The 19,434-nt window shown below is 62.7% G+C and carries 21 protein-coding genes and 1 pseudogene; 10 read left to right on the top strand and 12 right to left on the bottom strand.

What is annotated here, in order from left to right; translation table 11 throughout:
* The first annotated feature begins 10 nt into the window (after positions 1-10).
* Entirely contained in the window at positions 11-772 is a 762-nt protein-coding gene (locus tag KW568_RS21765) for an SDR family oxidoreductase (protein ID WP_003252780.1), read from the top strand.
* 148 nt (positions 773-920) lie between these two features.
* Here KW568_RS21765 and KW568_RS21760 read toward each other — a convergent pair whose 3' ends face one another.
* Positions 921-1,664: a hypothetical protein gene (locus KW568_RS21760; protein WP_259536759.1), complete on the bottom strand. Its 744-nt coding sequence runs from the start codon at positions 1,662-1,664 to the stop codon at positions 921-923.
* 405 nt (positions 1,665-2,069) lie between these two features.
* On the opposite strand from KW568_RS21760, the pseudogene KW568_RS31225 reads away from it, so the two are divergent.
* A pseudogene (locus KW568_RS31225) lies at positions 2,070-3,101 on the top strand (methyl-accepting chemotaxis protein); the annotation flags it as partial.
* A gap of 27 nt (positions 3,102-3,128) precedes the next feature.
* Positions 3,129-4,010, top strand: coding sequence for a methyl-accepting chemotaxis protein (locus KW568_RS31220; RefSeq protein WP_370626784.1), 882 nt, complete (start codon positions 3,129-3,131; stop codon positions 4,008-4,010).
* A gap of 96 nt (positions 4,011-4,106) precedes the next feature.
* On the opposite strand, the gene KW568_RS21750 is transcribed toward KW568_RS31220, so the two are convergent.
* Positions 4,107-5,297: a benzoate/H(+) symporter BenE family transporter gene (locus KW568_RS21750; RefSeq protein ID WP_003252785.1), complete on the bottom strand. Its 1,191-nt coding sequence runs from the start codon at positions 5,295-5,297 to the stop codon at positions 4,107-4,109.
* Positions 5,298-5,441: 144 nt separating this feature from the next.
* Between KW568_RS21750 and KW568_RS21745 the strand changes: the two genes are divergently transcribed.
* A complete protein-coding gene (locus KW568_RS21745) occupies positions 5,442-6,044 on the top strand; it encodes a glutathione S-transferase family protein (protein ID WP_003252786.1) in 603 nt (200 codons plus the stop codon).
* 193 nt (positions 6,045-6,237) lie between these two features.
* Here KW568_RS21745 and KW568_RS21740 read toward each other — a convergent pair whose 3' ends face one another.
* From KW568_RS21740 to KW568_RS21710, 7 genes are all read right to left on the bottom strand, one after another.
* Positions 6,238-6,366, bottom strand: coding sequence for a hypothetical protein (locus KW568_RS21740; protein ID WP_259536755.1), 129 nt, complete (start codon positions 6,364-6,366; stop codon positions 6,238-6,240).
* Between the two features lie 135 nt (positions 6,367-6,501).
* Positions 6,502-6,873: a glutaredoxin gene (locus KW568_RS21735; protein ID WP_004577078.1), complete on the bottom strand. Its 372-nt coding sequence runs from the start codon at positions 6,871-6,873 to the stop codon at positions 6,502-6,504.
* A 59-nt stretch (positions 6,874-6,932) separates the two neighbouring features.
* On the bottom strand, positions 6,933-7,478 hold the full coding sequence (folE, locus tag KW568_RS21730) for a GTP cyclohydrolase I FolE (RefSeq protein ID WP_003252789.1): 546 nt from the start codon (positions 7,476-7,478) through the stop codon (positions 6,933-6,935).
* Between the two features lie 70 nt (positions 7,479-7,548).
* Positions 7,549-8,109, bottom strand: coding sequence for a Smr/MutS family protein (locus KW568_RS21725; RefSeq protein ID WP_259536754.1), 561 nt, complete (start codon positions 8,107-8,109; stop codon positions 7,549-7,551).
* A 121-nt stretch (positions 8,110-8,230) separates the two neighbouring features.
* Positions 8,231-9,559: an IS110-like element ISPpu9 family transposase gene (locus KW568_RS21720; RefSeq protein WP_004577239.1), complete on the bottom strand. Its 1,329-nt coding sequence runs from the start codon at positions 9,557-9,559 to the stop codon at positions 8,231-8,233.
* Positions 9,560-10,217: 658 nt separating this feature from the next.
* Entirely contained in the window at positions 10,218-10,538 is a 321-nt protein-coding gene (locus tag KW568_RS21715) for a hypothetical protein (RefSeq protein ID WP_004577080.1), read from the bottom strand.
* Between the two features lie 85 nt (positions 10,539-10,623).
* Positions 10,624-11,214 (bottom strand): cysteine hydrolase family protein, encoded by a 591-nt coding sequence (locus KW568_RS21710; RefSeq protein ID WP_003252796.1) that lies wholly within the window; start codon positions 11,212-11,214, stop codon positions 10,624-10,626.
* Positions 11,215-11,395: 181 nt separating this feature from the next.
* Here KW568_RS21710 and prmB point away from each other — a divergent pair, with 181 nt between their 5' ends.
* Complete coding sequence (gene prmB, locus KW568_RS21705; protein WP_003252797.1) at positions 11,396-12,304, top strand: 50S ribosomal protein L3 N(5)-glutamine methyltransferase; 909 nt, start codon at positions 11,396-11,398, stop codon at positions 12,302-12,304.
* 128 nt (positions 12,305-12,432) lie between these two features.
* Here prmB and KW568_RS21700 read toward each other — a convergent pair whose 3' ends face one another.
* On the bottom strand, positions 12,433-13,215 hold the full coding sequence (locus tag KW568_RS21700; RefSeq protein ID WP_003252799.1) for a hypothetical protein: 783 nt from the start codon (positions 13,213-13,215) through the stop codon (positions 12,433-12,435).
* A gap of 65 nt (positions 13,216-13,280) precedes the next feature.
* Positions 13,281-14,243, bottom strand: a complete 963-nt coding sequence (locus KW568_RS21695; RefSeq protein ID WP_238738905.1) for an alpha/beta hydrolase — start codon at positions 14,241-14,243, stop codon at positions 13,281-13,283.
* A gap of 237 nt (positions 14,244-14,480) precedes the next feature.
* Here KW568_RS21695 and aroC point away from each other — a divergent pair, with 237 nt between their 5' ends.
* The 3 genes from aroC to KW568_RS21680 all read left to right on the top strand — a co-directional run bounded on the left by aroC (position 14,481) and on the right by KW568_RS21680 (position 17,405).
* Entirely contained in the window at positions 14,481-15,572 is a 1,092-nt protein-coding gene (gene aroC, locus KW568_RS21690; RefSeq protein ID WP_003252803.1) for a chorismate synthase, read from the top strand.
* Positions 15,573-15,714: 142 nt separating this feature from the next.
* A complete protein-coding gene (locus KW568_RS21685) occupies positions 15,715-16,869 on the top strand; it encodes an MFS transporter (RefSeq protein ID WP_012053343.1) in 1,155 nt (384 codons plus the stop codon).
* The gene (locus KW568_RS21680) at positions 16,869-17,405 is read left to right on the top strand and encodes an oxidase (protein WP_003252807.1); all 537 of its coding nucleotides are present in this window, start codon (positions 16,869-16,871) and stop codon (positions 17,403-17,405) included. Before KW568_RS21685 ends, KW568_RS21680 begins: the two co-directional genes overlap by 1 nt.
* 124 nt (positions 17,406-17,529) lie before the next feature.
* Here the strand turns inward: KW568_RS21680 and KW568_RS21675 are convergent, their stop codons facing one another.
* Positions 17,530-17,802 (bottom strand): DUF3509 domain-containing protein, encoded by a 273-nt coding sequence (locus KW568_RS21675; protein WP_003252809.1) that lies wholly within the window; start codon positions 17,800-17,802, stop codon positions 17,530-17,532.
* 266 nt (positions 17,803-18,068) lie between these two features.
* Here KW568_RS21675 and KW568_RS21670 point away from each other — a divergent pair, with 266 nt between their 5' ends.
* Both KW568_RS21670 and KW568_RS21665 read left to right on the top strand, forming a co-directional pair.
* Positions 18,069-18,593, top strand: a complete 525-nt coding sequence (locus KW568_RS21670; protein WP_003252811.1) for an ankyrin repeat domain-containing protein — start codon at positions 18,069-18,071, stop codon at positions 18,591-18,593.
* Positions 18,594-18,653: 60 nt separating this feature from the next.
* Positions 18,654-19,184 (top strand): hypothetical protein, encoded by a 531-nt coding sequence (locus KW568_RS21665; protein ID WP_004577082.1) that lies wholly within the window; start codon positions 18,654-18,656, stop codon positions 19,182-19,184.
* Positions 19,185-19,434: the final 250 nt, after the last annotated feature.

The raw sequence follows: 19,434 nt of genomic DNA, 5'->3' as shown, positions 1-19,434 counted from the left end.
GGAGCACGCGATGAGCATGACCTTTTCTGGCCAGGTAGCCCTGGTGACCGGTGCGGGTGCCGGTATCGGCCGGGCAACCGCCCTGGCGTTCGCCCACGAGGGCATGAAAGTGGTAGTGGCCGACCTCGACCCGGTCGGCGGCGAGGCCACCGTGGCGCAGATCCACGCGGCAGGCGGCGAAGCGCTGTTCATTGCTTGCGACGTGACCCGCGACGCCGAGGTGCGCCAGTTGCATGAGCGCCTGATGGCCGCCTACGGCCGGCTGGACTACGCCTTCAACAACGCGGGGATCGAGATTGAGCAACACCGCCTGGCCGAAGGCAGTGAAGCGGAGTTCGATGCGATCATGGGCGTGAACGTGAAGGGCGTGTGGTTGTGCATGAAGTATCAGTTGCCCTTGTTGCTGGCCCAGGGCGGTGGGGCCATCGTCAATACCGCGTCGGTGGCGGGGCTTGGGGCGGCGCCAAAGATGAGCATCTACAGCGCCAGCAAGCATGCGGTCATCGGCCTGACCAAGTCGGCGGCCATCGAGTACGCCAAGAAGGGCATACGCGTGAACGCCGTGTGCCCGGCTGTGATCGACACCGACATGTTCCGCCGCGCCTACCAGGCCGACCCGCGCAAGGCCGAGTTCGCCGCAGCCATGCACCCGGTGGGGCGCATTGGCAAGGTTGAGGAAATCGCCAGCGCTGTGCTGTACCTATGCAGCGACGGCGCAGCGTTTACCACCGGGCATTGCCTGACGGTGGATGGTGGGGCTACGGCGATCTGAGTCGTTACCGTGCGGGCTGCTGCGTGGGCAAGCCCGCACCTGCGCGTGCGCTCACCAACCCCAGGCCAAACCCACCATGTCGCGCATGGGCAGGCTGCGCGTACCCAGGCCTCTCTTGAGCAAGCCGGGCAGTCAGCTGGCCACTCGGCTAAAAGCTGGCACCTATCTTCAGGCCATACTCGTCACGGGTTTGTTCGTCCGAGTCGGTCATCCGGAACTGCCCATCCAGTTCATAGTTGTAGCGGCTGAAGTAAAGCGAAGCGTATACCGGCACAGTACCGTGTTGGTTGAACAGCACACTAAGTTCGGCAAAGGGGTTGGTGGTATCTTTCAAATCAACCTCTTCGTTGCTGATGCCATGTATTTTCAATTGCGAATCGCCATTGATAACCTGGCGTATGCCCGCTTCGAAACGCAAGGTGGCATTATTGAAGCGGTAATTGTAACCCGCTACCAGCTTGGCGAACGGCGTGCGGTTGGTAAGGTCGACATCATGGCGACTGGTATTGGGTTCCAACCGGTTCCACTTGTAGCCGGCGCCCAGCAGCAGGTCGACTGAATGCCGTTCGGCCAGTGCCAAGCGCCAGCCCAGGTCCAGGTCGGCCTGGCCGTCCTTGAGCTTCTGGTCATGCTGTTTCGAGTACATGCCACTGGCCTCGGCCTGGTAGACAAGGCCTTGCGTGGCCGTCATCTTGTTGCCGAAGTTGATGAATAAGCCACCTTCGGGCATATCTTCGGTTTCATTATTACGGCCGTTGAGTTCCAGTTGGGTGTAGCTCCCTTGTAAGCCAAGGGTGAACAACGGGGCGGTGGAAGTTTCGGCATAGCCAACGGTTGGCACAGTAAACAGCAGCAACGGGGTGACCACAGCAGTAAACATGGCTGTTTTCATTGCAAACTCCAGGGTGCACTGCAGGTCCGGAGAACGGGCCAGTTACCGATCACGATAGCGACGTTTTTATTGTGTGCAGGGGTGTTTAAAAAAATTTCAATACCCCACTTTTGGCGCAAATTTAATGGCGTCAATAGTGTTCGATAAAGTGTGGATTGGAATAAATGAATGTTTTACTTGCGTCGATTTAATATGGGCAGGTGCCGTCGCAGGTTGAGGGACGGGCTATCATTGATGGCCTAGTGATATCTTTTACCGCTGGCACTGAAAGCGACCCTTTTGCAGCCAAAAACGACAAGACATAGCTATTTGACACTATTCTGACGCCAGCCCCTTGTTCATTGGCAGATAACGTTGCCACCCTTAGCCTTCGGGATAACCTCACTGGCTGAAAGGGGATCGGCGATGGGCGCGAGCAAGCACGGTGTGCTGGCCAACCTGGGCATGGCCCGCAAACTTGGCCTGGGCTTTGCCTTGGTGCTGCTGCTGACACTGGCGGTGGCGGCTATCGGCGTCGCGGCGTTGCACAGCGTTGGCCAGCGCTTCGACAGCTTGCGTCAGCTGGCCCAGTTCAATACCGACTTGCTGCGCTTGCGCGAGCATGAGCAGGCGTTTGCCCTGCGCTCCGACATGCAGCAGGCCGACGCCTTGCGTGGCGGCCTGCAGGGCTTGGTGGAACGCGCCCGAGGCCTGCCGGCGCTGGCGGCGGCGCAAACCGATCTTGCGGCCTATGGCCAGGCCTTCGAAGCCTTTGTCGAGGCCGTGCAAGCCAAGGAGCTGGCGCTGGACATGGCCAGCTGGTCGGTGTCCAACGTGTCCAACAACCTTGATGTGCTGCAGGCCGGCCTGGCCGATGACGGCGTGTACACCCTCAAGCAGTCCCAGGGCCAGCAGGGTGGGGAGTTTCTTGAGCAAGCCGCGCAGGTGGCCCAGGTGTCCCGGCTGATGCTGCAGGCCATGGACGAAGCACGGGTACGCCTGGAAAAAAGCCGCAAGGGCGAGGAGGGTGTGAGCCAGGAGCGTATTGCCCAGACGGTGGAGGCCGCTGGCCTGGTCAGCCAGTTGCAAGGCGCGGTTGGCGATGCCGGTTACCAGAGTGTGTTGGGCGAAGTGGCGGGGCACATTGGCAGTTTCTCGGAAAAACTCAACGAATACACCGACCAGCTGACCCGCGAGCAGGGGCTAAAGGCGCAGTTGCAAGCCAGCGCCGAGCGGGTTACCGGGCGTGTCGACCAGGCCTATCTTGGGCAGGAGCAGGCCCTGCAAGGCGAGCTGCAGCGTAATGCCTTGGCCATCGGCCTGGCCACGGCGCTGGCGCTGCTTGTAGGCGTGTTGGCGGCCTGGCTGATTACCCGGGCTGTGGTCGGCCCGTTGAAGCATGTGATTGCCCGTGCCCAGCGCATTGCGGCGGGTGAGCTGGGCTTCGACGCCCAGGCGCCGCGCCGGGATGAGGTGGGGCAACTGATGCAGGCCATGCAGCAGATGGCGGCGGGGCTCTCGGGCATTGTCAGCGGCTTGCAGCAGGGCATCGAACAATTGGCCGGCAGTGCCCAGGCGTTGTCGACGGTGACTGAGCAGACCAACCGCGAGGTGGGCAGCCAGAAGGAGGAAACCGAGCAGGTGGCGACCGCCATGCAGCAGATGACTGCCACGGTGCACGATGTGGCGCGCAATGCCGAGGAGGCGGCGCAGGCGGCCCAGGCGGCGGACGAGAAGGTCGACACCGGCCAGCAGGTGGTGCGCCAGAGCATGCAGCGCATCGAGCAGCTGGCGTCGGCGGCAGAAGCTGCCAGCGCCGGCATCGACAGCCTCAGTGCCGAAATCCACACCATTGGTGATGTGCTGGAAGTGATCAAGAGCGTGGCCGAGCAAACCAACCTGCTGGCGCTTAATGCTGCCATCGAGGCTGCCCGCGCCGGCGAGCAGGGGCGCGGCTTTGCCGTGGTGGCCGATGAAGTGCGCGCCCTGGCGCGGCGTACCCGGCAATCCACCGAGCAGATAGAGACCTTGGTGGCCAGCCTGCGCGGCAATGCCCAACAGTCAGTGACGCAGATCCGCGGCAGTACCGAGCTGGTGCGGCTGGCCGTGGCCGATGCACTGCAGACCGAAAGTGCGCTGGGCAGCATTGCCGCAGCGGTGTCATTGATTCAGCAGATGAACCAGCAGATTGCCGCAGCCGCCGAGCAGCAGAGTTCGGTGGCGGAAGAGATCAGCCGCAGTGTCACGCAGATTCGTGGCAGTGCGGACCAGGCGGCGTTGGCGATGCAGGACAATGCCCGGTCCAGTGTCGAGCTGGCGCAGCTGGGCACCGATTTGAAGGGCATGGTGGGGCATTTCAGGTTGTAATCTCGTTGCCTGTGGCGGCCCATTCGCGGGTTGTGTGATTTCCCGTCGTAGGAGCGGGTTTACCCGCGAAGAGGCCACCACAGGCAACAAATACCCTCACCCCCTGCGCGGGTTAAGAATCACCAAAGCCAATACCCCCGCCACAATCCCCCAGAACGCCGAACCAATCGAGAACAAGGTCAGCCCCGAAGCGGTCACCATGAAGGTGATCACCGCGGCCTCCCGCTCACGCGCCTCGCTCATGGCCACGGTCAAACCGTTCATGATCGAACCAAACAGGGCCAGTGCCGCAATCGACAGCACCAGTTCTTTCGGCAATGCCGCGAACAGTGCCGCCAAGGTGGCGCCGAACACCCCGGCAATGCCGTAGAAAATCCCGCACCACACCGCCGCGGTGTAGCGTTTGGCCGGGTCTTCATGGGCATGCGGCCCGGTGCAAATCGCCGCGCTGATCGCCGCCAGGTTGACCCCATGCGAGCCGAACGGCGCCAGCAGCAGCGAGGCAAAGCCGGTGGCCGAAATCAGCGGCGAGGCCGGTACCTGGTAGCCGTCGGCACGCAGGACGGCCACGCCTGGCATGTTCTGTGAGGTCATGGCCACCACGAACAGCGGAATGCCGATGCTGATGGTTGCCGCCAGCGAGAAGCTTGGGGTGGTCCACACCGGCTTGGCCACTTCCAGGTGGAAGCCGCTGAAGTCCAGCAGGCCCAACGCGCCGGACAATGCCGTGCCCACCAACAGCGCGGCCAGCACGCAATAACGCGGCGACAGGCGCTTGACCAGCAGATAGCTGAAGAACATGCCCAGCACCAGCAACGTGCGGTGCTGGGCGGCCACGAAGATTTCGCTGCCGATCTTGAACAGGATGCCCGCCAGCAGCGCCGAGGCCAGCGAGGCCGGGATGCGTTTGACCAGGCGCTCGAAGCTGCCGGTCAGGCCGCACACCAGCACCAGCAAGGCACAGGTAATGTAGGCGCCAATGGCCTCGCCATAGCTGACCCCACCCAGGCTGGTGATCAGCAGCGCCGCGCCGGGGGTGGACCAGGCGACGGTGACCGGTGTGCGGTAGCGTAGCGACAGGCCGATGCTGCATACCGCCATGCCGATCGACAGCGCCCAGATCCATGACGAGATCTGCGCGGTGGTCAGCCCGGCCGCCTGGCCGGCCTGGAACATCAGCACCAGCGAACTGGTATAGCCGGTGAGCATGGCAATGAAGCCGGCGACCACCGCCGAGGGGGAGGTGTCTGCCAGGGGCCGCAGGCGTGCGGAAGTGGCATCGGTCATGAACAAAGTCCTTGTAAAGGTGTAAGCAGTTTTTTCAGACTACAGCGAGCAAGGTTGATCCTTGCCATACAGCGGCCATTGCTTTTAGCCGTACAGTCGCCAAATATTGGGCGCAATTGCGAAACTGCTTTGCAGGGAGGGTCGATGTACAAGGTCTATGGCGACTACCAGTCGGGTAACTGTTACAAGGTCAAGCTCATGTTGAGCCTGCTGGGCCGGCCCTATGAATGGCACCCGGTGGACATCCTCAAGGGCGAGACCGAAACGCCCGAGTTTCTGGCGATGAACCCTAATGGCAAGGTACCGGTGCTGGAACTGGAAGACGGTAGCTACCTGTGGGAGTCCAACGCCATTCTCAACTTCCTGGCCGATGGCAGCGAGTTCCTGCCCAGCGAGCCGCGCCTGCGTACCCAGGTGCTGCAGTGGCAGTTTTTCGAGCAGTACAGCCATGAGCCGTACATTGCCGTGGCGCGGTTCATCCAGTTCTACCTGGGGCTGCCGGACGAGCGCCTGGACGAGTACCGCAAATTGCACAAGGGCGGCTACAAGGCGCTGAAGGTGATGGAGCGACAGTTGCAGATGACGCCTTACCTGGTGGGTGAGCACTACTCGATTGCCGATGTGGCGTTGTATGCCTACACCCATGTGGCGCAGCAGGGCGGCTTCGACCTGGCGGAGTACCCGGCGGTAAGGGCCTGGCTGGAGCGGGTCAGCAGCCACCCGCGGCATGTGCCGATGGTGGGCTAAACGCCGATACGGTTCATTGTGGGAGCAACTGTCTTGCTCAATTTCTGAAAGCTGGCCCGATTGTGGGAGCGGCCTTGTGTCGCGAAAGGGCTGCACAGCAGCCCCGGGGTTTCAGCGTCGATGCAAATAATGCCGGGGCCGCTTCGCGGCCCTTTCGCGACACAAGGCCGCTCCCACAGGCCGGTGTTCAGCCTCAGCCTAGCGCGGTATCGAGAAACATCATCACCGCAAACCCGCCCATCAACCCCGGGTAATGGAGCTGGGGGCAGCGCTGGGCATCCAGGTCGAGCCGGCGCTGGAAGCACTGAAGGTCGCCGTCCATATCTAAAGCCTGGCACAGGCCTTGTGTCGCGAAAGGGTCGCAACGCGGCCCCAGCAATTTGTGCCGCGATGCTGTAATCCTGGGGGCGCTTCGCGCCCCTTTCGCGACACAAGGCCGCTCCGACTTGCAGCGCTTTTAGGCCGAAGCAAACCGCTCATCCAGGTAAGCGATGATCGCCTTGGACTCATACATCCAAGTCACCTTGCCGGCTTCTTCAATGCGCAGGCATGGCACTTTCACCCGGCCGCCACCTTCTTGCAGGGCCTGGCGGTGCACCGGGTCGTTCTTGGCGTCGCGCAGCGCCACCGGCACGTTCAAGCGGTGCAGGGTGCGGCGGGTTTTGACGCAGAACGGGCAGGCGTGGAACTGGTACAGCGCCAGCCCCTTGGCCGCTTGCTCGATGCGGGCCTGGGCGGCCGCGTCGCGCTTGCGCTTGGCCGGGCGGCTGATCCAGTCACCGAACACAATGAGCTGGCCGAGGCCAACCCGCAGGGCTTTGACGATCATGGACAACTCCTGAAATGCAAAAGCCGACCCTGAAGGGTCGGCTTGGGGTCAGCAACCAATCACTTGATCAGGCTGAGGAACTCGCTACGGGTGGCGGCGTTATCGCGGAACTCACCCAGCATCACCGAGGTGATCATGGTCGAATTCTGCTTTTCGACACCGCGCATCATCATGCACATGTGCTTGGCTTCGACCACCACGGCCACGCCCGCGGCACCGGTTACCTGCTGCACGGCTTCGGCGATCTGGCGGCTGAGGTTTTCCTGGATCTGCAGGCGGCGGGCGTACATGTCGACGATACGTGCCACCTTGGACAGGCCCAGTACCTTGCCCTTCGGCAGGTAGGCAACGTGTGCCTTGCCAATGAACGGCAGCATGTGGTGTTCGCACATCGAATACAGCTCGATGTCCCGGACCAGCACCATTTCGCTGTTGTCAGAGCTGAACAAAGCGTTGTTGGTGACTTCTTCCAGTGTTTGCTCATAACCGCGGCAAAGGTACTTCATCGCCTTTGCGGCCCGCTTGGGCGTGTCGAGCAGGCCCTCACGGGAGACGTCCTCGCCAATCTGGCTGAGGATCTCGGTGTAGTTCTGTTCCAGGGACATGGATCTACCTGTGGGAAAAAATCGCAAAAACGAAGGGTACGGCGGTGAGGGCGGCGCTGCAAGCGCGGCGTTACTCGTCGCGGCCTTCGAGCATGGTTCGCTTCAGCATCACATACACCGCGCCAGTGCCGCCGTGGCGGGCACTGCACGAGGCAAAACCGAGCACTTGCGGGTGCTGGCGCAGCCAGGTGTTGACGTGGCTCTTGATCATCGGGCGCTTGCCGTCCAGGCGTGCGGCCTTGCCGTGGGTCACTCGCACGCAGCGCACCTCCAGTTTGGTGGCTTCGGCGATGAAGTCCCACAAGGTTTCGCGGGCCTTTTCCACCGTCATGCCGTGCAGGTCGAGGCTGCCCTCGAATGGAATCTGCCCCAGCTTCAGCTTGCGCAGTTGGCCTTCCTGCACGCCATCGCGGCGCCACATCAGCTCGTCTTCGGCGCCTACGTCGATGACGAACTGGTCGGACATGCCATCGATGACCAAGGCCTTGTCACTGCGCACGGTCGCCGCCTGGCGCAGGCCGGCCAGCTTCTGGCGGTCGGCCTTGGGCTTGCCGACGTCGGCACGGTCGTGGCTGATCGGCTTTACGCCGCGCACTTCGGCGTTGAACAGGGAAAAATCGTCGTCTTGCATGATGCCTCCACGTAGGCGACGTAGTTTACGCGACTGTGGGGCCGTGTGCAGCCTGTGCGGGCCTCTTCGCGGGTAAACCCGCTCTCATCAAACAAAATGCAACCCATTGTTTTCTAAACACTCAAGCGGCCACCAGTTGATACCCCAGTTTCCGGGCTTTGCGAAGCAAAGCCCGGACCTGCCGGTCTTGGCTTCTGGTTTCGAACTCCTCAAGACCTTGTTCAACATAAGCCTGCTTCTTGGTTAACAGGTTGTACACCAGACGTGCCAACTGATGCGCAGTGGCCTTGATGGCGCAGCTGGTATCCATTCGAGTCAGTCTGGCTCGGTGTGATGCACCAATGAAACCCTTGTCGTTACGGGCATTGGATGCGGCCTGCTTGAGTGCTTGAGCTGCTCGATTGACTATTTTGGGCCCGCCACCTGCCAGTCGATGACCGCCGGAAATTCGGGTAGGGGGAGCCAGTCCCAACCAAGAGCAGAAGTGCTGTGAGGACGGGAAGCGTGATAGATCTGTACCGATCTCCCCTGCCAGCACTAATGCAGTGTCCACCCCAATGGTTGGAATTGCGGTTAGGTCCACGCCAAGAACTTTCCACAATGTCTGATGCAATTCAGTCTGTTGGACACCGTTTCGGTGTGGGCTCCGTAAAGGCTTATTGGATGGCTCTGGCTTGTTTTGCAGCACCGGCAACTGCTCTAACGCGGCTTTTATGGCGTCGTCACAATCAGCAATTTGCTGCTCCAGGAAGTCATAGGCAGCCAATTCCTGAGTTAGCGCATGCAAATGCTCGCGCCGCCAATTGCCATGAAGACTCCGAGCGACAGCCTCCTTGCCTGCCTTGATGCGGCGGTCGGTCAGTTCAGCCAGTTGCACTGGGTCCCGTTCACCTGCGCAGATGGCTCGCAAAATCTTCATGCCAGTTACACCGGAAATATCACTGATGACATTGGCCAGCTGGATGTTCATTTGGCTCATGGCCTTTTGCATACGGTTCAGCGTCTGCGCCTGGTCTTTCACTTTGGAAGCACGCTGCCTGACCAATGACCGGACGCAGCAGGTCAGATCATCGGGGCGGAATGCGCCTCTGAGCAGTCCATGAGTCATCAGCTGCCAAATCCACTGGCAATCCAACACATCTGATTTACGGCCCGTGATTTGCCGAGTTGCTCTGGCATTGACGAGATAAACCTCAAAACCGCGCTCGCTGAGAATCTCGTAAATTGGAATCCAATAAACCCCCGTGGATTCCATGGCAACGACCTTGATCCCCAGGCTTTCAAGCCAGTTAGCCATCTTGAGTAGGTCGTCAGTAAAGGACGTGAACGACTGGACGGGATTTTCGTGCCGGGGATCGACCGCCACGAAATGTTCTCGACCACCGACATCGATCGCCGCGCAATCGGGATGGACGACGGTAAAGCGTTGCTTGGAAGGCTTGCGCGCCATGATGAATCCTCGCAGGATAAAGGGCGCGCGGGGCACACGGTGGCGAAAGGGTTCACTCTCTCATACGTGGTCACAGCTGAATCAGCTGATGCCTACAGGGACTTCACGCCGATACCGTGCGGATCACTCTCCTACGCGGGTGTGCGGACACACACCAGTGCTGGCTACGATCTCTGTCCCGCGCACACGAACCCTAACAAAGCAAAAGGCGGCTGGCCCTACCGGGCCAACCGCCTTTTCTTTTTCAAAATGTCAGCGTCGCTGCGGAACTGAAGCCGTACACCTCATGTTTGCTGCGCGACAGCGCAGCCCGGAAGGGCTGGGTGATCTCCTACAGGGATTGCACATGGCTTGTGGCCGGTGCGATCGGGGGGCAACTGCCTTGCGTCGCGAAAGGGGTGCGCAGCGCCCCCGAGGGTTTCAGTTCACTGCATGAATTGCCGGGGCAGCCTGTGCGGGCCTCTTCGCGGGTAAACCCGCTCCTGCAGGGATTGCGCATGGCTTGAGGCCGGTGCGATCGGGGTGGGAGCGGCCTTGCGTCGCGAAAGGGGTGCGCAGCGCCCCCGAGGGTTTCAGTTCACTGCATGAATTGCCGGGGCCGCTTTGCGGCCCTTTCGCGACACAAGGCCGCTCCCACAAGGACCGCGTTAGCAGCGTCTCAATCGTGCTTCTTCATCAGGTGCGGCGACAGGTTAAGCTCCCGCCCGCGGCGCAAGCGGATACGGCTGCGCCGCCAGAAACGCACGCCCAGCCACAGCAGCAACAAGCCAGCCACGGTGAGGATGCTGGACAACGGTTTGTTGGCGTTGAGTTCCTGCAGGGCAGGGTAGTTGCCCAGCAGGCCGGCGACGCCGGCCATGGCCAGCAATACGCCCAGCGTCGCCAGCAGGGCCGACAGACCGGCCGCCAGGCGGGCGCCCCAGTTACGCGGCTCGCGCGGGCGCAGGCGCTTGGCGTCGAAACTGCCTTTAAGCTTCATTCCGCTCTCCTCGGTGGATATCCGGAATTCGACCTGCTGCTGCCCATCGGGTTCCGCCCGGCTGCCGGGCGGTCCTGCAAGCCGCTCAGATCAGGCTCGCGGTGGGTGCGACGCAAGCGAAGTTGTCAGCCATCACGGCCATTTCGCACTGGTGAATCTGCGCGGCCGGAATGACGCCGTCCTTGAATGCCAGGTCGCGGGTGGCCGACGCGTCTTCTACCAGGGTGCACCGATAACCATAGTCCTTGGCGCGGCGAACGGTGGTGCTGACGCTGGAATGGCTCATGAAACCACAGACGATCAGGTCCAGGTGGCCCAGCTCCTGCAAAGTTTCGTGCAGCTTGGTGTTCTTGAACGCGTTGGGCATGCGTTTTTCGATGACGATTTCACCTTCCAGCGGCTCCAGCCCCGGAATGAACTGGCCAGCCGGCCCCTGGGGGTCGAAGCGGCCACCAACAGTGCCCAGGTGGCGAACATGGATGATCGGACGGCCGCTTTTACGGGCGGCGTCGAGCAACCTGGCGATGTTGGCCACGGCCTCGTCCATGCCTGACAGCTTCAGGGGACCACTGAGGTACTCCTTTTGTGCATCGATGATGATCAGGCTGGCGTGGCTCAGCTTGGCCGGCGGATAGTCGCGGCCAGTGAGGCGAAACATCGTGGTTGGAACGGACATCAAGGGCTCCTTGGATAGGGCTTTTGTATACCTATTCTCCCCTGCCTTGGCGCCAATGGGAATGGTTGACAACGCAAGCGGCATGGTTACTGGCCTGTGGCTAGCCTTTGGGCAAGGCAAAGGAACAAATGTGCGGGTGGGGCTGTTAGACTTTTGTCCGGTCTGAAAATAGGAGTACCCCGTGATCACATCCCGTCTGCGCACGCTGCGCGACTACATCCGCTGGGCGGTCAGCCGCTTCCACGAGCATGACCTGTTCTTCGGTCACGGTGCCGACAACGCCTGGGACGAAGCCCGCCTGCTGGTGCTGGGTGCGGTGCACCTGCCATGGGAGGTGGCCGACAGCTACCTGGACTGCATGCTCGAGGACGACGAGCGAGTACGCCTTCAGCACCTGCTCAAGCGCCGTATCGAAGAGCGTGTACCGGCCGCCTACCTGCTGGGCGAGGCCTGGTTCTGCGGCATGTCGTTCATCGTCGACGAACGGGTGCTGGTGCCGCGTTCGCCCATTGGCCAGCTGATCGAAAAACGTTTTGAGCCGTGGCTGGCCAGCGAGCCGGCGCGCATTCTGGACCTGTGCACGGGGTCGGGTTGCATCGGCATCGTCGCCGCTGACGTGTTCCCCGAGGCCGAGGTGGTGTTGGCCGACCTGTCGTTCCAGGCCCTTGAGGTGGCCAACCAGAACATCGAGCGCCATGGCCTGGACGGGCGCGTGTACACCGTGCAGGGCGATGGCTTTGGCGGTTTGCCGGGGCAGCGTTTCGACCTGATCCTGTCCAACCCGCCGTATGTCGATGCCGAAGACTTCGACGACATGCCGGCCGAGTACCACCATGAGCCCGAGCTGGGCCTGGCCTGCGGCAGCGACGGCCTGGACCTGGTACGGCGGATGCTGGCCGAAGCGGCTGACCACCTGACCGAGAAGGGTTTGCTGATTGTTGAAGTGGGCAACAGCCAGGTGCATGTCGAGGCGTTGTACCCCGAGGTGGACTTTGCCTGGCTGGAATTCGAGCGTGGCGGGCACGGGGTGTTCATGCTCACCGCCGAGCAGTGCCGCCAGCATCAGGAATTGTTCAAGGCCCGCGTTTAGGCTATTTGGGGCTGCTTTGCAGCCCATCGCGCCAGAAGGCTCCACAAGGTGCGCGATCAATCTGTGGGAGCGGCCTTGTGTCGCGATGGGCCGCGAAGCGGCCCCAATCTCCACCGGCTGATGCGGTCTTAGCGGGTTGCAATCCAGATCAACAGCCCTGCCTGGAACACGGCAAACGCCACCAGGCAGGTAATGGTGAAACGCAATCCGCCGTCTTCGCGCTGGTATTTGGCCACGCGCTCATCCCGCTCGCGCAGTTGCCCTTCCTTTTCCTGCAGTTGCTGGTCCGCCTGCTGCAGCAGGTTGGCGGCATCCAGAATCTCCACCCGCTGCAGGCGCTCGTTGCTCCAGGCGGCCTTGAGCTGGCCCACCGTCATATCCGCGGTACGGCCCTTCAGGTGCTGGCTGTCCTCGTACTGCACCTCGATACCCACCCCGCGCAAGCAGTGGTCACGGCGCAGGCGTGAGTCCTCGTTCAGGGCATCCTTGCTCGGCAGCGCCATGCCTTCAACCCGGTAGTGCGACCACCTGCGCTGCAACCACTGCGCGGCCTGGGCCAGCATGAAACGGCCGATGCCACGGTTCACCGGTTCCAGTTGCAGGCCATGTTCATTGCCAATACGCACCAGGCGCTCGGCATGGTCGACGCGGATGTCCAGGCGGTTCTGCTCTTTGTGCACTTTTTGCCCAGGCAGCTGGATTTCCATGCGCAGCAGGCTGTGTGCCTTGTCATGGCGCTCTGCATAGCCGAACTGCACAAAACGCAGCGGCCGCGCGCCGGTGCTGCGGTCGGTAGGCAGTGCTGCCAGGCGCAGCAGCTGGAAATGTTCGGCGGTCAGCTCGGCCCAGGGCAGGGCGGGGATTTCCTGGGGTTCTTCGGCCGGCTCGACGGCGGTGGGGGAGGTGGTCATCAGGGCTTGTCCTCAGCTATGCCTGCTGTATCGGCAGGCATGGCTGAGACCTGAGCCTGTTTGACTTACGCCGAAGGCAAATGCTGGATGAACGTCACAATTCGCTCGCCCAGCTCACGCGCCAGCGGCAGCTCGGGGTTGAGGTAGCTGTCGCGCTGCTGGCTCATGCCCTTGGGGCTGATGCGCAGCATGTGGTTCATGCCATCAATCAGGACCAGTTGTGCATCTGGCTTGGCCGCTTTCAGCCGTTGGGCGTCGGCCACGTCCACCTGCACGTCGTTGCGCCCCTGCACGATCAGCGCGGGCATGGGCAGGCGGGCAAAGGCGGCTGCCGGGTTTTGCTGGAACAGCGAAATCAGGTACGGCTGCACGCTGGGGCGAAACACCTGGCGCAACGGCGCAGGCACATCCAGGCTGGTCTGCCCGGCCTGCAGGCGGTCGAGCAGGGCACTGCCACCGGCCAGTTGCGCGGGCGGCAGGCGCTGGGCCAGTTGTTCGTGCAGCACCTCGGCCAGCGGCCGGCCGCTGCCGGCCAGGGTGATGACTGCGCTGGCGCCCGCCTGCTCGGCGGCCAGGCTGGCAATCAGTGCGCCTTCGCTGTGGCCAATCAGGATCAGCGGGCCGAAGCGCGGGTCGGCTTTGAGCTTGCGGCTCCAGGCGACCACATCGGCCACGTAGCGCTCCACGCTGAGGTCACGCTCGTCAGGCGTGGCCGGCTGGCTGGCGGCCACCCCGCGTTTGTCGTAACGCACGCTGGCAATGTGTTCGTTGGCCAGCAGCAGGGCCAGGCGCTTCAGGTTGTCGACCCGGCCCGACGCCGGGTTGTTACCGTCGCGGTCGGTGGGGCCGGAGCCGGCGATGATCAGCACCACTGGCGGCGGGGTGTCCTGTTGCGGCAGCAGCAGGCTGCCGTGCAGCACGCCCTGGCCGGTGTCCAGGTCGATCGGGCGTTGCAGTACAGTGGGGGCGGCGGCCTGGGCCAGGCCGGTGCACAGCAGGAAGAGCAAGGCGACGAGGCGCGACATCATGCGGTACTACATGGGGAGATGTGGGTTTGACCCAATGTTTGCGGGAAGGTTCTCGGGTGTGCATGGCAGGTTCGGCCTCTTCGCGGGTGAACCCGCTCCTACGGGGGGCTGCACACCATTGGAACCTGGTGGTGACCGTGTAGGAGCGGGTTTACCCGCGAAGAGGCCAGCACAGGCCACCCAACCATCTGTATACTGCTGCTTTCGTCCATTTCAGGCAGAACTCGCGGAGCGTCCATGTCCGGCAATACCTACGGCAAGCTGTTCACTGTCACCACCGCTGGCGAGAGCCATGGCCCGGCGTTGGTCGCCATTGTCGATGGATGCCCTCCGGGCCTGGAAATTTCCCTCGCCGACCTGCAGCACGACCTTGACCGGCGCAAGCCCGGCACCAGCCGGCACACCACCCAGCGCCAGGAAGCCGACGAGGTAGAAATCCTTTCCGGCGTGTTCGAAGGCCGCACCACCGGCTGCTCGATCGGCCTGCTGATCCGCAACACCGACCAGAAGTCCAAGGACTACTCGGCCATCAAGGACCTGTTCCGCCCGGCCCACGCCGACTACACCTACCACCACAAGTACGGTATCCGCGACTACCGCGGCGGCGGCCGCAGCTCGGCCCGCGAAACCGCCATGCGCGTGGCCGCCGGCGCTATCGCCAAGAAGTTCCTGGCCACCCAGGGCATCACCGTGCGTGGCTACATGAGCCAGCTGGGCCCGATCGAAATCCCGTTCAAGACCTGGGAGTCGGTGGAGCAGAACGCCTTCTTCAGCCCTGATCCGGACAAAGTACCTGAGCTGGAGGCCTACATGGACCAGCTGCGCCGAGACCAGGATTCGGTGGGCGCCAAGATCACCGTGGTCGCAGAAGGCGTGATGCCCGGGCTGGGCGAACCGATCTTCGATCGCCTGGATGCAGAGCTGGCCCATGCGCTGATGAGCATCAACGCGGTCAAGGGCGTGGAAATCGGCGCCGGCTTCGCCAGTGTGGCCCAGCGCGGCACCGAGCACCGGGACGAACTGACCCCGGAAGGCTTCCTCAGCAACAACGCGGGCGGCATTCTGGGCGGTATTTCCTCCGGTCAGCCGATCGTTGCCCACCTGGCACTGAAGCCCACTTCCAGCATCACCACCCCGGGCCGCTCGATCGATGTCGATGGCAACCCGGTGGACGTCATCACCAAGGGCCGCCATGACCCGTGCGTGGGTATCCGTGCCACGCCGATTGCCGAGGCGATGATGGCCATTGCGCTGATGGACCACCTGCTGCGCCACCGTGCGCAGAATGCCGATGTGCAAGTGAATACCCCGGTGCTGGGCCAGCGCTGATCCACCTGCACCGGCCTCTTCGCGGGTAAACCCGCGCCTACATTGGGATATCACTGCCCTCAGGTGCAGTGACAGGGTGAAATCCGCGTAGGCGCGGGTTCACCCGCGAAGAGGCCGGCCCAGGTCCCCACAAGGCCACCCCATGCAACCCATCCCCTACTGGCGCCTGTCCAGCTTCTACCTGTTCTATTTCGCCCTGCTGGGTTCCACCGCACCGTTCCTGGCGCTGTACTTCGACCACCTGGGCTTCTCCCCGGCGCGCATCGGCGAGCTGGTGGCCATCCCCATGCTGATGCGCTGCGTGGCCCCCAACCTGTGGGGCTGGCTGGGCGATCGCACGGGCCAGCGCTTGTTGATCGTCCGCCTTGGCGCGCTGTGCACCCTGGCCACCTTCGCCCTGATCTTCTTCGGCAAAAGCTACGCCTGGCTGGCGCTGGTCATGGCCCTGCACGCGTTCTTCTGGCATGCGGTGCTGCCGCAGTTCGAGGTCATCACCTTGGCCCACCTGCACGGGCAAACGTCGCGCTACAGCCAGGTACGTCTGTGGGGTTCGATCGGTTTCATCCTCACCGTGGTTGGCCTGGGCCGCTTGTTCGAGTGGTTGAGCCTGGACATCTACCCGGTGGCGCTGGTCACGATCATGGCCGGCATCGTTGCCGCCAGCCTGTGGGTGCCCAATGCCCAGCCGGTGGAACAGGGTGGGCGCAGCGGCACGGAGGGCTTCCTGCAGCAGTTGCGTGCCCCGGGGGTGATCGCGTTCTACGCGTGCGTGGCCCTGATGCAGCTCAGCCACGGGCCGTACTACACCTTCCTTACCCTGCACCTGGAGCACTTGGGCTACACGCGCGGTGCCATCGGCCTGTTATGGGCGCTTGGGGTGGTGGCCGAGGTGCTGATGTTCATGGTCATGAGCCGCCTGTTCGCCCGTTTCAGCGTGCAGCGCGTGCTGTTGGTCAGCTTCCTGCTGGCGGCATTGCGCTGGCTGCTGCTGGGCAACCTGGCCCAGGAGCCGGCAGTACTGATCTTCGCCCAGTTGCTGCACGCGGCCACCTTCGGCTGCTTCCATGCCGCCAGCATCGCGTTCGTCCAGGCCAGCTTCGGTGCCCGCCAGCAGGGCCAGGGCCAGGCGCTTTACGCAGCGCTGTCGGGTACCGGCGGTGCGCTGGGGGCGCTGTACTCAGGCTACAGCTGGAAGCTGCTGGGCCCCACCTTCACCTTTGGTATGGCCAGTGCCGCAGCCTTGGCCGCAGCCGTTATCATTGCCCTTTGTTCGCAACCGACCAGGACCCGCCCCTGATGAGCATTCTCAGCGTTTTCCACCCCGCCAGCCCGGCACTGCCGAACAAGGTGCTGACTCACCACGACGACATCGCCGCTACGTTGGCCGAACAGGGCGTGCGCTTTGTGCATGCCGAACCTGGCCTGCGGGTGCGCCCGGGCACGGCCCAGGACGAGGTGCTGGAGGTTTGCCGCGTGTATCTGGATGAGTTGATGACGGCGCATGGTAGCAAGGCCTTCGCGCTGCTCAACCGCGACGGTGAAGACCCGGCACAGGTCGATGTGCGTGATGAGCATGTACATGATGCCGACGAGCTGTTCGCCGTGGTCAGCGGGCGGGCGCAGGTTGGCCTGCGGCTGGGGGACTGGGTGTATTCGGTGCTGTGCGAGAAGGGTGACCAGCTGCTGGTGCCGGCCGGGACGCGGCGCTGGGTTGAGCTGGGTGATACACCGTTTTGCCTGGCGTTGCGCTTGTATGGCAGCGAGCAGGGCATGCAGGCGCGGTTTACCGGGGATGTGACGGCGCGGGCGTTTCTGGGGATCGACGAGTTGTAATGGCATTGCCGGCCCCTTCGCGGGTTAACCCGCTCCTACAGCGGTTTGCGCCGCCCTAAGGCATCGCGCAGTCCATGTAGGAGCGGGTTCACCCGCGAAGAGGCCAGTTCAGGCGACACAAATCTCAACGATAGGTCGGCAGGGCAAACCGCTGCTGGCTCTGCAGCATCGAGATGACCGGCAACTCACTGGCCTCTTCAGCCAGGTCACGACGGATGGCACTGATCGCCCAGGACAGCTGTTCGGCACTGTGCAATTGCCCGTAGGTCAGCACCCGGCGGGTAACCTTGCCATCCGCTGCGCGCAGGGTAAGCAGTACACCGCCATCGGGCCGGGCTTTGGTATTTACCTGATAGGCCGAAAATACCGAGGCGAACTTTTGCTGGATGAGGTCCATATCAACTCCTGGCTGTTGTGTGGCAGACATGAGTTGATGGTTGCAGTGACCGTGCCAGAATCCTGTTTGGCGAAAAACCCAGTAAATACAGGCGGTTACGGGTGATTTGCAGAAGCGGCATCGTGCAGGCTGCACGGTCGTGCATTTTGCACAGTGCATTTTGCACGGGTCAGGGTTTGCCTATCGGCCTCATAGAATATGAACCTTTGACCGCAATGGCATGCCTGACGAACACTTGGGCCATCAATTATGCCAGGAGGTTCCCTATGTCCAGCCAAGCCGCACCCGCCACCATGACCGATGACGAAACCGCTGCGTTCGCCGAGCAGGTGTTCGAACGTGCCCGCCAGGGCGACGCCGACATGCTCGGGCGCCTGCTTGCCAGCGGCCTGCCGGCCAACCTGCGTAATCACAAGGGCGATACCTTGCTGATGCTGGCCAGCTACCACGGCCACCACGAGGCGGTGCGCGTGCTGCTGGCGCAAGGTGCCGATCCGCTGATTGCCAACGACAATGGCCAACTGCCGATTGCCGGTGCCGCATTCAAAGGGGACCTGGCGATGATTCGCCTGCTGGTGGAGCATGGCGTGCCGGTGGATGCCGCCGCGCAGGACGGTCGCACCGCGCTGATGTTGGCGGCGATGTTCAACCGCAGCGAAATCCTCGACTATCTGCTGGCCCAGGGGGCCGACCCGGCGCACCAGGACGCCCGCGGCATCACCGCCCTGATGGCGGCGCAAACCATGGGCGCAGCAGACACCGCCGCGCGCCTGCAAGTGCTGGCCGGCTAACCGCCTGGGGGCATTTGCGGCTATCCTTGGCGACTTTTCACCCGTAGCAGGCCCCCTTTCATGAAAACTCAGTTGCTCGAATTCATCAGCCTCATTGGCGCCGGCTGCATGCGTGAGGCAGATATCGAGCGTATCGCCGACGAGGCCGCCCAGGCCTACGCCGACCCTGTCGCCTTCCTGGCCGCCAACCCCGACATCAACTACGACGACACTTTCCCGATGCCTTTGGGCGAATGGGTGGTGCTGGGCAGCCTGCCGGATACCGTGGTGTTCCAGGCCGACAGCTACCAGGCGCTGTTCCAGCAGATCAGCGACTCGTTCGACAACAGCGTGCCGTTTACCCTCAAGCCCAAGCAACTGGCCCGTACCGAGCCACTGACCGCGCTCAACCGTATCCAGGTGCAGATGGGCGCGCTGAACAAGGAGGCCGGGGGTTATGTGCTGCTCAACTTCAGCCAGTTGCTCGATGATGAACTGCAGATGGTCATGGTGGGGCAGCAGGACCTGGCGCGGGTAATGGAGCTGGGGGCAGCGCTGGGCATCAAGGTCGAGCCGGCGCTGGAAGCACTGAAGGTCGCCGTACACATCTAAAGCCTGGCGCAGTCCTTTCGAGAGCAACTGTCTTGCTCAATTTCTGAAAGCTGGCGCGATCCGTGTGTGTGGCCTTGTGTCGCGAAAGGGCTGCACAGCAGCCCCGGGATTTCAGCGTCGATGCAAATAATGCCGGGGCCGCTTCGCGGCCCTTTCGCGACACAAGGCCGCTCCCACAGATACTCCACCGCATCAGGCGCTGTGATATCCCTGTGGGAGCGGGCGAGCCCGCGAAGAGGCCGGCTCACGA

It is taken from the genome of Pseudomonas sp. HD6515, from assembly GCF_024971855.1.
GTDB lineage: Bacteria > Pseudomonadota > Gammaproteobacteria > Pseudomonadales > Pseudomonadaceae > Aquipseudomonas > Aquipseudomonas alloputida.
Note: the sequence above shows the minus strand (reverse complement) of the source record. Positions and strands in the feature narration are given on the sequence as shown.

Excerpts from the sequence above, each read along its gene's own strand:
- folE (WP_003252789.1), bottom strand. The coding sequence starts at position 7,478 with ATGTCCCTGGAACAGAACTACACCGAGATCCTCAGCCAGATTGGCGAG.
- KW568_RS21695 (WP_238738905.1), bottom strand. The coding sequence starts at position 14,243 with ATGATGTCGCGCCTCGTCGCCTTGCTCTTCCTGCTGTGCACCGGCCTG.
- KW568_RS31220 (WP_370626784.1), top strand. The coding sequence starts at position 3,129 with ATGCAGGCCATGCAGCAGATGGCGGCGGGGCTCTCGGGCATTGTCAGC.
- KW568_RS21720 (WP_004577239.1), bottom strand. The coding sequence starts at position 9,559 with ATGGCGCGCAAGCCTTCCAAGCAACGCTTTACCGTCGTCCATCCCGAT.
- KW568_RS21670 (WP_003252811.1), top strand. The coding sequence starts at position 18,069 with ATGTCCAGCCAAGCCGCACCCGCCACCATGACCGATGACGAAACCGCT.
- KW568_RS21735 (WP_004577078.1), bottom strand. The coding sequence starts at position 6,873 with ATGATCGTCAAAGCCCTGCGGGTTGGCCTCGGCCAGCTCATTGTGTTC.
- KW568_RS21685 (WP_012053343.1), top strand. The coding sequence starts at position 15,715 with ATGCAACCCATCCCCTACTGGCGCCTGTCCAGCTTCTACCTGTTCTAT.
- KW568_RS21665 (WP_004577082.1), top strand. The coding sequence starts at position 18,654 with ATGAAAACTCAGTTGCTCGAATTCATCAGCCTCATTGGCGCCGGCTGC.
- KW568_RS21680 (WP_003252807.1), top strand. The coding sequence starts at position 16,869 with ATGAGCATTCTCAGCGTTTTCCACCCCGCCAGCCCGGCACTGCCGAAC.
- KW568_RS21740 (WP_259536755.1), bottom strand. The coding sequence starts at position 6,366 with ATGGACGGCGACCTTCAGTGCTTCCAGCGCCGGCTCGACCTGGATGCC.
- KW568_RS21760 (WP_259536759.1), bottom strand. The coding sequence starts at position 1,664 with ATGAAAACAGCCATGTTTACTGCTGTGGTCACCCCGTTGCTGCTGTTT.
- KW568_RS21725 (WP_259536754.1), bottom strand. The coding sequence starts at position 8,109 with ATGCAAGACGACGATTTTTCCCTGTTCAACGCCGAAGTGCGCGGCGTA.
- aroC (WP_003252803.1), top strand. The coding sequence starts at position 14,481 with ATGTCCGGCAATACCTACGGCAAGCTGTTCACTGTCACCACCGCTGGC.
- KW568_RS21700 (WP_003252799.1), bottom strand. The coding sequence starts at position 13,215 with ATGACCACCTCCCCCACCGCCGTCGAGCCGGCCGAAGAACCCCAGGAA.
- KW568_RS21710 (WP_003252796.1), bottom strand. The coding sequence starts at position 11,214 with ATGTCCGTTCCAACCACGATGTTTCGCCTCACTGGCCGCGACTATCCG.
- KW568_RS21675 (WP_003252809.1), bottom strand. The coding sequence starts at position 17,802 with ATGGACCTCATCCAGCAAAAGTTCGCCTCGGTATTTTCGGCCTATCAG.
- KW568_RS21765 (WP_003252780.1), top strand. The coding sequence starts at position 11 with ATGAGCATGACCTTTTCTGGCCAGGTAGCCCTGGTGACCGGTGCGGGT.
- KW568_RS21715 (WP_004577080.1), bottom strand. The coding sequence starts at position 10,538 with ATGAAGCTTAAAGGCAGTTTCGACGCCAAGCGCCTGCGCCCGCGCGAG.
- KW568_RS21745 (WP_003252786.1), top strand. The coding sequence starts at position 5,442 with ATGTACAAGGTCTATGGCGACTACCAGTCGGGTAACTGTTACAAGGTC.
- KW568_RS21750 (WP_003252785.1), bottom strand. The coding sequence starts at position 5,297 with ATGACCGATGCCACTTCCGCACGCCTGCGGCCCCTGGCAGACACCTCC.